The organism is Duncaniella sp. (assembly GCF_029054785.1).
Classification (GTDB): domain Bacteria; phylum Bacteroidota; class Bacteroidia; order Bacteroidales; family Muribaculaceae; genus Duncaniella.
This window is the reverse complement of record NZ_JAIDEN010000139.1, coordinates 1-10860: the sequence shown is the minus strand read 5'-3', so window position 1 is coordinate 10860 and position 10860 is coordinate 1. Positions and strand designations below refer to the sequence as shown.

Below are 10860 nucleotides of genomic sequence, written 5' to 3'. Positions count from 1 at the left end.
CCCCCATACCACCCCAACCATCCCCCTCACTACCGACGTGCGACACCTCCCGTTGTTCATAGCCCTTTCCCTGCTCCTCTTTTTCGCTGCCTGCGGCAAGACCCCCGGATATGTGATTTCAGTCAACAAAATGGCTGAGATCATGGCAGATCTTCACACCGGAGAAGCCGTGGTCGACGCCAACAGTTTGGCCTTCCGCTCGGATTCCGCGAAAAAAGCCCTGATGCAGTCAATCTGCCAGAACCACGGAGTCACTACGGCAGACCTCGACACGTCGCTCTACTGGTATGGCAACAATCTTCCGGAATACATCAAAGTCTACGACAAGACAATCGAGATCCTCAACCAGCGCATAGCCGAAGTAGAGAAATCCGGTGCAAAAAGCTCTGAGCGAATACAGCGTGACACTCCTGAGGGTGACTCTGTCAACATCTGGCGCGGACCGACCATGCGCCGCAACTCCTCAGGCAACCCGTCTGATTTCATCAGCTTCACCTACAATTCGGAACGCAACTGGGAACGCGGCGACCGCTACACCCTCTACGCGCGTCCGCTCAACCCCCACTCGCCTCTGTTCATGACTCTCGCCGTGACCTACAACGACGGTACGGCTGAATACGTGACCCTCAATCAGGGATCCGAAGGACGCAAACAGCTCACACTTGTCCTCGACTCGGCCAAGACAGCCACAAACCTCTACGGCACCATCCACTATGCAGCCGGCCAAGGCGAGATCTCCTATCTCGACTCCATCGCCCTTGTCCGTACACGCGGCCGAAACGACAATGTCAAAGCCCGCAAGGCACAGCACACCGTGAAAATCCGATAAGTCAGACATCTTAACTCCACGCGATGACACCCGACATGATCTCAGCCAGAGTCCACGCCGCCATTGCCGACGGCAGGATCACCCGCAACGCTCTCGTCTGTTACCCCTCATCGCCATCATCCGACATCCGGCCCACGGTCAGACCGTTCGAAGGCGAGATCCACTCCACCATTGACATCAACGGCATCATCCTGATCGCGCCCTCCGGCTTCACCCTCTCGCCTGAACTCTCCGCCCCCCGAACCGGCTTTCCGACACGCGAGGCCTTCGAATCCTATCTCGAAGCTCTCGCAGCCGCAGTGCCGCATGTCACCACCGCCGATCAGCCCGAAGTCATGGTCATAGAGTTCTGAAACACACAATTTTTCCCGCTCAGCCGCGTTGTGTTCTTAGAGGTTGTTTATAAACCTGTTCATGACTTATCCAATCACACAGCACATAATGCACGGCAACGGACTCCGTTTTAAAATATTTATCCTGCTTCTCTGCCCGCTTTTGGCCCTTCTATCCGACGGACAGGTCAAAATTCATGGCAAAATCACCGACAGCGAAGGGCAGCCGGTCGAATTCGCCACTGTACGCATAGCCGGAACAGCCCTCGGAACCACATCCGGACTTGAGGGAGACTACTCCCTCTCCTGCCCTGCCAACGACACCATAAAAATCCACTTCTCCTGCATCGGATTCCGGGAAGAGACCCGCACTCTGATCGACGCCAAAGGTGACGTGACGCTCAACATGCGTCTCCAGCTCAGCACTGAAATGCTCCAGCAGGTGGAAGTCACCGAACTGAAAAAGCAGACCGGTTCAGTCGGCACGATCGACGCTTCGGAACTCCGCAAAAGCCCCGATGTCCAGGGGGGCAGCGTCGAAAGCCTGATCACAACGATGGCCGGCGTGACCGGATCCAACGAAATGTCGGCCCAGTATTCAGTCCGGGGCGGCTCCTATGACGAAAACTCGGTCTACATCAACGGCATCGAAGTCTACCGCCCCTTGCTCATCACCTCAGGTCAGCAGGAAGGCCTCAGCATCATCAACCCGGACCTCGTCGGCGCCATCGGTTTCTCAACCGGAGGTTTCCCGGCTGAATACGGCGACAAGATGTCATCGGTCCTCGACATCACCTACCGCCAGCCGCAGTCTTTCGAAGGCTCTCTGAGCGCAAGCCTGATGGGCGGCTCCCTCTCCCTCGGACAGGCATCCGGCAAATTCTCTCAGCTCCACGGCGTGCGCTACAAGCGCAACTCCTCTCTGCTCGGCTCAATGGACACAAAAGGTGAATATGACCCGACATTCTTTGACTACCAGACTTCGCTGACCTATCAGTTCTCGAAAAAATTCAAGGTCTCCTTTCTCGGCAACATCGGCCTCAACCAATACAAATTCACGCCCCGCAACCGCACAACAACCTTCGGCACCACAACCGATGCTAAAAAATTCACCGTCTACTTCGACGGTCATGAAAAAGACCGCTTCGACACCTACTTCGGCGCCCTCTCGCTGGACTATCGCGTAAACCGCGGGACCAATCTCCAGCTCCTCGCTTCAGGCTACCTCACAGACGAACTTGTGGCCTATGACATTTCTGGAGAATACTGGCTCGATCAGGCAGGCACTTCAGACGTAGGCGGCGAGCTTGGCGTGGGCCGCTATCACGAACACGCCCGAAACCGCCTCAAAGCCTCTGTCCTCTCCTTGGCCCTGAAAGGACAGACGGCCATCAACCCGCGCCACACCCTCACCTACGGACTCAACATCCAAAGCGAGAAGATCATGGACCGCAGCCGCGAATGGGAACTGCGCGACTCAGCAGGCTTCTCACTCCCCGCCACCGGCACCGAACTCCGGATGATCTATAACCTCGACTCCTATCACGACCTGAACTCCACCCGCTTCTCGGCTTTCGCACAGGATGCCTGGAAGTTCAACACAGCCGCGGGCTTTGTCACCGTCAATGCAGGTCTCCGCATGAGCTACTGGAGTTTCAACAAAGAACTCCTCCTCAGCCCGCGCCTCAATGTCGGCTTCATCCCTGAAAAATCCCCCTCCTGGGCACTCCGTTTCGCAACAGGCCTCTACTATCAGGCACCCTTCTACAAAGAATACCGCCTCCCGGTCGTCGACGACAAAGGCAACCGCACCATCAGCCTGAACACCGACATCAGATCGCAGCGCAGTTTCCATCTGATCGCGGGCACCGACTACACCTTCCGCGCACTCAACCGCCCGTTCAAGCTCTCAGGCGAAATCTATTACAAAGCCCTCTCCAACCTTGTCCCCTACGAGATCGACAACCTGAAAATAGTCTACACCGGCCTCAACGAAAGCTCTGGCTATGCCGCAGGTCTTGACATGAAGCTCTTCGGACAGTTCGTGCCCGGAAGCGACTCCTGGATCAGTTTCTCGGTAATGAAAACCAGTGAAAACCTCCACGGTGTCAAAGTTCCGCGACCGACAGACCGCCGTTACAGCCTCGGCATGTTTTTCACTGACTATTTCCCGAAATTCCCACGCCTCAAATTCGCCCTGCGCGGCATTTTCATGGACGGACTCCCCTCGACCGCACCCCGTTCGTCACGCGACAAGGGATATTTCCGTATGCCGCCCTACAAGCGTGTGGACATCGGTCTCTCCTATGCCCTGCTCCCCGAACTCAAAGAGGGTGAAAGCCGCAACGGCTTCGGACGACATCTCAAAAGCGTCTGGCTCGGCCTCGATGTCTTCAACCTGTTTGACATCTCCAATGTAGCGTCATACTACTGGGTCACCGACGTCAATGAAATCCAGTATGCCGTCCCCAACTACCTCACCCGCCGCCAGGTCAACGTCCGCCTGACAATCGACTTCTGAAAACCTATTTTTCAAGTAGCCATCCGGCCCATCCACCCGAACCAAAAACACCTCCACCTTGAAACGCGCTGAGACTTTTTTGTATATTCTGACATTGCTCCTCGCAAGCATCCCTCTCCATGCGTCCACACCAATCGACGAAAATGCTATCCAACGGATCGACTCTTATGTCAACACCGATCCTGACAGCGCCATCATCCTCTGCAACGAAGCACTTGCCCAATTGTCTGACAGGACAACAGCCCCAAAAGTCTCTCTGCTGTCCATAAGGGGGAATGCCCTTTTCACCCTCGGCGACAACACGGCTGCTATCGCCGATTTCAGTGCTGCTGTCAGATCTGCCGAAGAGATCGCCGACACCATGGCCTGCGTCAATGCCCTTTCAGACCTCGGAGTGGCCTATCGCGTCAATCAGCAGTCCGACTCTGCGCTGATATGCTACAACCGCGCACTCGCACTGCTTGAAAAAAGCGATGCTCCGGATCTCGAAGCAAGCATCCTCACCTCCATTGCAGTTCTGTTTGCAAATCAGGGCCGTTTTGAAGAAGCCGTCACCTTCGCGGAAAAAGGACTTGACAAAGCACGTCTGACAGACGACATCGAGACCCAGATCTATGCGGCCTCCTCTCTCGGTTCCGCCCTCTTCCTTGCCGGACATCATGACCGCGGCCTTCAGACCCAGCGAAACATCATCGGGATAGCCGAAAAGAAAGGCATCCCGCGCTACATGCTCAAAACCTACGCCTCAATAATAGCCATGCACAACCGGCTCGGCCATCCCGACTCCGTCAGATATTACATCGACCGCGGGCGCGCCGTGCTTGACAAAGTGCCTGAAGCGTCAATCGAATCCATCGGCTTCCTCGAACAGAGTTTTGTCATACTGACAGCAATGGGCCGCTATCGTGAAAGCCTCGACATACAGAAGAAAATCCTCGACATGCAGGACTCACGCCCCTTCATGCCTCTCGACCGCCTGTGGCAGCGCATAGCCCTCAACTATAAAGGGCTGGGCGACATAGAAAATATGGATAATGCCTACATGACGGCTATCGCAATTGCCGACAGCATCCACCAGAGCGACATCAACGAACAGATCTCAGACCTTAATGTCCGCTACCACACTGCCGAAAAAGAACTTGCGATCGCCAGTCTGCAAGCCGAGAAATCGCGGCGCGACACAATCATCGCGATCATCATCGCCGGAGTGATAATAGCATCACTCCTTCTGACAATCTATCTTCGTGCGCGACGCCGCAAAATCGAGATCGAGAACATCCGCGCCAGGCTCGACGGCATTGAGCAGGAACGAGGCCGCCTCGCCCACGAACTCCACGACGGTGTCTGCAACGACCTTCTCGGCATTGAACTGATACTGGCCTCAGGCCGCTGTGACACCAAAGAGCTTTCCAAAATGATCCGCACAACCCGCAACGAGGTCCGCTCCATCTCCCACGAACTTCTTCCGCCTCGCTTCAACGGACTTTCCCTGACTCAGCTCATTGCCGCTTACGCTCAGAAAAGCGAAGGTTTTGTCAGCTATCTGACGGAGGAAAGCACAATTGATCTCGACCCTGAAAAATCCATCAACCTCTACCGCATCATCCAGGAATGGACCGGCAATCTGCGCAACCACAGCAGCGCAACAGGCGCAACCGTAAGCCTGACGGAATCCGAAGGTGAAATCACTCTCGACATCTCCGACAACGGCTCCCCCTTTGATCCGACTGCCGTCACATCCGGAGGACTCGGCCTTGAAAATCTCAAGCGCCGTGTGAAAGCGCTTCAGGGTTCACTGAACTTCTTCGAAAAAAGCGGATCCAACCACATGTCAGTCAAATTTTTTAAATAAAAATCGACCGCACTCACGGATTTCCGTGATTTATATCTCATGGCATTTGCCTAATTTTGTGGTGTGAAATCTTTAGACAACGTTCTCACCACCCCCACCCCCTATGGCAAAATCTGATCTGAAAATCCTCTTGGTTGATGACCATGATATTGTGCTCCGCGGAATGCGCCACCTCATAGAGGACATTCTCGGAGATGAATGTCATGTGGATGGTGCCATGACCGCTGCCGATGCCCTTTCCCAGGCATCATTCCGCACCTATGACCTATGTCTGCTCGATGTCGAACTGCCTGATGCTCCCGGTATAACACTACTACATAAAATACGTCAGATCTGTCCGGGCATTAAAATCATCGTAAATACAATTCATGAAGAACTCTGGATCATCAAAGACTATTTTGATGCAGGCGTAGAGGGAATCCTGTTTAAAGACGTGCTTTCGTCAGAAATCGCCACCGCTATCCGTCGGGTGGCCGACGGCGACACATATTTCTGTAAGCGTGCCGAGCAGCTGAGGCGCCTGATCGACACATGTGAGATGCCAAGTCCAAAGGAACTTGAAGTGCTCCGCCTGATCGCATCCGGCAAAAAGACCGACGACATTGCTGCCGAAATGGGCTTGAGTTCCAACACTATCGAAACACATCGCCGCCATCTCCTCAGCAAACTCCACGCCCGCAACTCAGCCGAACTGGTACTCAATGCAGTCAACCACGGACTGCTCCCGACTTCACGCCTTTAAAGGTGTCACCTCTGAACTGGATTCTGTTTCAGTCCGACCGGCCATCAGGCGATCAGGCTGCGATCGACACCACCGCCACTGTTAAACCATCCTGCATATATTTTCATTTTCAAACCATTCATCACATGAAAAAACTACTCTCTTATTTCTCTGCAATTTGTCTGTCTCTCCTTATCCTGACAGCCTGCGGCGGTCCTTCATGGAATCAGGAACGCGCCCAAGAACTTTGTTCAAAGGAATTCGAAAGCCTGACACCCCAGGATTTCGATGACATGCTTGACCTTATGGAAGCTTATTGCTTTAACTCCGACATACCCAAATCAGGATCCGAAGAGTGGGACAAGCTCACCGAAGAGCAGCGTGACGAACAACGCGCTTCATTCCATATATTCATGAAACTCTCAGGCAGAGTAAAATCTATGGCAACAGCCTCCAAACGGATAGTTTCCGACTCTCAGGTCGAAGCACATGAAGCGTTTGTCAAACGTGTCAAAGAAAAAATGATGGAAAGCAATAAAAAGTAACCTAACTTAGAAGTTGTTTAAAAACAATAGTTAAAATCTGAGTGGTGTATCTTTTAGATAAATTATTGTAAATGAGAAAGGAACATAGCCATATCCACCTCAAAACTTTCGCTCAGATTTTAACTATTGTTTTTAAACAACCTCTTAATCATTATATATTCCCAAAGCCACACGGCTACACCCCCTGATCCTGGCATCAGGGGGTAACCACTTTAGAGGGTATTTTACAACAGCGCCCTCTTAATTTTGAAGAGTTACTTATCCGGCATACGGAGCACAAACCAATTCATTCCCCCATGAAATCAATTTTAAGTAAAATAGCATTCTTTATTTCCGTCGGAACAACCATCCTCACGGCTTCATGTTCGAAAGAAGTCCCTGAAACCTATGTAGCCGTCAAAATGACCGGAATCGAACTGAAATCATCGCCCGACGCAAAATCAGAAACAGTAGCCCCGACATCAATGGGCGAAATCTTCCGCTTCATGGAATTTCCAGCCGACGGATGGGTCAAAGTCCGCAACATCGCAACCGGCACCGAAGGCTACCTCGACACTCTTACCGTCTCCCGCTCAAAATTTCCGCTCCTCGCACCTGAACTCGCCGAGCAGGAAGTGGACGAGGCATATCTCGTCAACACCGAGTCAACCGATATCTGCGAGCAGACAGTCGGATGGTCTTTCTGGAAAGTCGGTGACGGCGATGATGTCAAAGCCTTAAAATCTGTGTCAACAGCCTATCTTGACGGCCGCTGCCAAGGCTTCCAGTACTATTATAAAGGTGTAGCCCGAAACGGCTATCTCCTTCTCACCGAAGAGGTGCAATATGGCGAAGAGACAGGCGAAAAACTTGAATCGCCCATCATAATCTGGGAAGACATCACAGGACAGCACGGTGTCTACGTCGACGGCAGACTCTTCGTGCCCGCAAACTCAGGCGCCGCCTTCGACACCGACGGCTGGGAATAATGCCATCCGATAAACGATCAAAACAACAACTTCAATGCGAAAAATATTTTCACTCGGAAATCTGCTGTTTGCAACCGTTCTGGCAATCTCAGCCTCTGATGCGACAGCCTCAATACCACTGGCCGGTATCTACGAAATGAACGACAAGGCCGACATGAGCAAACACCAGATGTATCTGGAGCTTGATTTCATCAACTCACGTCCGGACTTCACTCAGACATTCACCGGTAAAAGAGCAGGATTCAAACTGCTCCCAAGCGATTTCATGAGAGCCAAAAAGCTGTCTCGGAAATTCAAAGGCACCACTGCGCCCGGATTCGGAAAATATCGTCACCACATGCTGTTTTCCAGCTCAGAAGAATTCCGCATCACCAATCCGCGCCTGAAGAGAGGCATCATACTGGTGGACTGGGAGAATACTCTCGGAAACAAAGGTGAAGCCATCATCATTCCGAACCCTGACGGCTCACTCGTCACCTATGGTCTGACCACCTTCGACCGCCTCATAGGTCCAGACGGTCACAAGCTGACACTCGTCAGAAATCTATTGCCTGACACAGGAAATGACGGAAACGGAGACAACAAGGACAAGAACAAACCTGAAACCATCCAGGTTGACAGTGACTTTGCAGAAGAAATAAAAACAATCTGTGCCTATCCCGGAGTTCCCGACGCGATCAGACGCCTGCGCGAACTGCCTGACGACAACGCCCCCTCTGCACCTGTATCAGCTGTACCGTCTGCGCCTGCTGTCTCTGCACCGACTGAGTCTGCTCCGGCATCAGCTGAGTCTGCTCCGGCCAAACCGAAGACCACTGACAGCCCTGAAGCAGGCCGCACCGGCAGCACCTCCGGCGGATCAAAACCCGCCACGGCAAGCGCCAATAAGGACAATGGCACCTTCAATACATTTGTCAGCAACGATGGAAGCAGCTGGAAAGGCAGCATGAACATGGCCAAATTAGGCGGAAACGGCATGATAACCGCAAGTGCCACATTCTCAGACGGAGGCAACGGCACAGTGATCATGAATATGTCACAGGATATCGCACCCGGCGACTGCCATGTCTATCATTTCGAATATATTTACTACGGAAAAGTAGTCGGGAACTCCGTCGTGTTTGACAAAATCACAGTCACCCAGCGGAGAGGCACACCTGTCCCTAACGCACAGCCCAAACCGGTTCCCAAAAACGAACCGAACGTCATCACCCTCCTGTCGCCGACAACCTTTGATTTCGCCGGCATGAAATTCCACAAATTAAAATAGTTCTGAAACAAAGGAAGCCAGCCCTATAAACAAGAGGGTGTTGCCAAAACCAATTGCAACAGGTTTTGCAACACCCTCGTTTATTTTTCAAGCAAAGTTCATTCAAGCCCTCCGCTCCATCAAAGCCGTGTATATTCCTCAATGATCCGCTCCACGTCTTTTTTCAGCGCCGGAATATGACGCATGACCAGACTCCATAAAAATTCAGGCTTTACAGAATCATAGCCGTGTATTATTCGGTTTCGTGTATCAACAATTGCTCTTGCATTCGGCAACGGGAAATCGGGTTGTATTTTAAGAATCCGGTTTATTGCTTCGTCCATTATTTCCGCCTTTCGCTCAACAGCACTTCGACGAAGATAGTCCTTTTCAAAAACATCATATCGCATCTGATAGCCGACGAAGTAGCTTTCAACTTCCTCTATGGCTCTCTTGACATCATAAAGATAAACAGCAATATATTCATCCATATATAACCCGCTTCTTTTTATCGACAAGAGCCTTGAATATCGGATTCATATCATTCCCATATTCGATCAGGTCAACCTTTCGGTTGAACAGATGTTCAAGGGAATTCCTCAATCCAAAATAGTTCGAAACATAGTCAAAATCCGGACTATCCGGATTTTGAGGTTCAAAATCCACCAGCAGATCCACATCGCTGGAGTCATTGAATTTATCTGTCAAAATTGAACCGAAAACAGACAGAGTCCTGACCCTATGCTTTCTGCATAAGGCTAAGATACGCCGCATATTCAATTCGATCAAATTCATTCCGACAGCAAATATAGCAATTAATTCTGAAATCAAAACGAATTGCAACTAAAACAGGTTCAAGAGATAGCGCATACCGCCGGTTGAACCTGCGTTATGAAATCTTCGGTGACTTTTTTGAGTGTTTAATGATCAAGACCGGGATTTTTTTGTTATCTTTGTAGCCAGTACAATTCTAATTACTATTATTAATCAATAAACCTCTTAACTAAAATGACAAGTTATAAGGAATTAGGCCTCGTAAACACCAAAGAAATGTTTGCAAAGGCCATCAAGGGTGGTTATGCAATTCCCGCATTCAACTTCAACAACATGGAGCAGCTCCAGGCTATCATCAAGGCTGCCGCTGAAGAAAAATCACCCGTAATCCTTCAGGTTTCGAAAGGTGCACGCAACTATGCCAACCCCCTCCTGCTCCGTTTCATGGCACAGGGTGCTGTTGAATACGCAAAGAGCCTCGGTTGGGAAAATCCCCAGATCGTGCTTCACCTCGACCACGGTGACAGCTTCGAGCTTTGCAAGGACTGCATCGAACACGGCTTCTCGTCAGTGATGATCGACGGATCACACCTCCCCTATGAAGAAAACGTTGCCCTCACAAAGAAAGTATGTGACTACGCACACCAGTATGACGTAACTGTCGAAGGTGAGCTTGGCGTACTCGCAGGCGTTGAAGACGAAGTTTCTTCCGACCACCACACCTACACCGACCCCGAAGAAGTTATCGACTTCGCTACCCGCACCGGTGTTGACTCACTCGCCATCTCGATCGGTACTTCTCACGGTGCCTACAAGTTCAAGCCCGAACAGTGTACCCGCGACGCCAACGGTCGTCTCGTTCCCCCGCCCCTGGCATTCAACGTACTCGACGCCGTTATGGAAAAACTCCCCGGATTCCCCATCGTGCTCCACGGCTCAAGCTCTGTTCCCCAGGAATACGTTGAAGAAATCAACGAATACGGCGGCAAGTTGCCCGATGCAATCGGTATCCCCGAAGAAGAACTCCGCAAGGCTGCCAAGAGCGCTGTCTGCAAGATCAACATCGACT

The 10860-nt window shown here is 51.6% G+C and carries 11 protein-coding genes; 9 read left to right on the top strand and 2 right to left on the bottom strand.

The window, feature by feature from the left end; genetic code table 11:
* The 8 genes from K2H17_RS08715 to K2H17_RS08680 form a co-directional block, all read left to right on the top strand.
* A partial coding sequence (locus tag K2H17_RS08715; RefSeq protein ID WP_300133808.1) for a DUF4296 domain-containing protein occupies positions 1–829 on the top strand: 829 nt, incomplete at its 5' end.
* 35 nt (positions 830–864) lie between these two features.
* Positions 865–1182, top strand: a complete 318-nt coding sequence (locus tag K2H17_RS08710) for a hypothetical protein (protein ID WP_300133806.1) — start codon at positions 865–867, stop codon at positions 1180–1182.
* 88 nt (positions 1183–1270) lie between these two features.
* On the top strand, positions 1271–3682 hold the full coding sequence (locus K2H17_RS08705; protein WP_300133810.1) for a TonB-dependent receptor: 2412 nt from the start codon (positions 1271–1273) through the stop codon (positions 3680–3682).
* A gap of 79 nt (positions 3683–3761) precedes the next feature.
* Positions 3762–5534 carry a tetratricopeptide repeat-containing sensor histidine kinase gene (locus tag K2H17_RS08700; protein WP_300133805.1) on the top strand — a complete coding sequence of 591 codons (1773 nt, stop codon included), beginning with the start codon at positions 3762–3764 and terminating at the stop codon, positions 5532–5534.
* Between the two features lie 103 nt (positions 5535–5637).
* Positions 5638–6276 carry a response regulator transcription factor gene (locus K2H17_RS08695; RefSeq protein WP_300133803.1) on the top strand — a complete coding sequence of 213 codons (639 nt, stop codon included), beginning with the start codon at positions 5638–5640 and terminating at the stop codon, positions 6274–6276.
* Between the two features lie 125 nt (positions 6277–6401).
* Positions 6402–6800 (top strand): hypothetical protein, encoded by a 399-nt coding sequence (locus K2H17_RS08690; protein ID WP_300133801.1) that lies wholly within the window; start codon positions 6402–6404, stop codon positions 6798–6800.
* Between the two features lie 296 nt (positions 6801–7096).
* The gene (locus K2H17_RS08685) at positions 7097–7768 is read left to right on the top strand and encodes a hypothetical protein (RefSeq protein ID WP_300133799.1); all 672 of its coding nucleotides are present in this window, start codon (positions 7097–7099) and stop codon (positions 7766–7768) included.
* A gap of 34 nt (positions 7769–7802) precedes the next feature.
* Positions 7803–9038 (top strand): hypothetical protein, encoded by a 1236-nt coding sequence (locus K2H17_RS08680; RefSeq protein ID WP_300133798.1) that lies wholly within the window; start codon positions 7803–7805, stop codon positions 9036–9038.
* A 119-nt stretch (positions 9039–9157) separates the two neighbouring features.
* Here K2H17_RS08680 and K2H17_RS08675 read toward each other — a convergent pair whose 3' ends face one another.
* On the bottom strand, positions 9158–9508 hold the full coding sequence (locus tag K2H17_RS08675) for a HepT-like ribonuclease domain-containing protein (protein WP_300133797.1): 351 nt from the start codon (positions 9506–9508) through the stop codon (positions 9158–9160).
* Positions 9501–9791: a nucleotidyltransferase domain-containing protein gene (locus K2H17_RS08670; RefSeq protein ID WP_300133809.1), complete on the bottom strand. Its 291-nt coding sequence runs from the start codon at positions 9789–9791 to the stop codon at positions 9501–9503. The genes K2H17_RS08675 and K2H17_RS08670 overlap by 8 nt, the downstream gene beginning before the upstream one ends.
* A gap of 234 nt (positions 9792–10025) precedes the next feature.
* Here K2H17_RS08670 and K2H17_RS08665 point away from each other — a divergent pair.
* Positions 10026–10860, top strand: an 835-nt coding sequence (locus K2H17_RS08665) for a class II fructose-bisphosphate aldolase (protein ID WP_300133796.1), incomplete at its 3' end; no start/stop codon positions are given.

What these genes read in the sequence shown, in the direction of transcription:
- K2H17_RS08710 (WP_300133806.1), top strand. Translation starts at nt 865, where the DNA reads ATGATCTCAGCCAGAGTCCACGCCGCCATTGCCGACGGCAGGATCACC.
- K2H17_RS08705 (WP_300133810.1), top strand. Translation starts at nt 1,271, where the DNA reads ATGCACGGCAACGGACTCCGTTTTAAAATATTTATCCTGCTTCTCTGC.
- K2H17_RS08695 (WP_300133803.1), top strand. Translation starts at nt 5,638, where the DNA reads ATGGCAAAATCTGATCTGAAAATCCTCTTGGTTGATGACCATGATATT.
- K2H17_RS08690 (WP_300133801.1), top strand. Translation starts at nt 6,402, where the DNA reads ATGAAAAAACTACTCTCTTATTTCTCTGCAATTTGTCTGTCTCTCCTT.
- K2H17_RS08685 (WP_300133799.1), top strand. Translation starts at nt 7,097, where the DNA reads ATGAAATCAATTTTAAGTAAAATAGCATTCTTTATTTCCGTCGGAACA.
- K2H17_RS08680 (WP_300133798.1), top strand. Translation starts at nt 7,803, where the DNA reads ATGCGAAAAATATTTTCACTCGGAAATCTGCTGTTTGCAACCGTTCTG.
- K2H17_RS08675 (WP_300133797.1), bottom strand. Translation starts at nt 9,508, where the DNA reads ATGGATGAATATATTGCTGTTTATCTTTATGATGTCAAGAGAGCCATA.
- K2H17_RS08670 (WP_300133809.1), bottom strand. Translation starts at nt 9,791, where the DNA reads ATGCGGCGTATCTTAGCCTTATGCAGAAAGCATAGGGTCAGGACTCTG.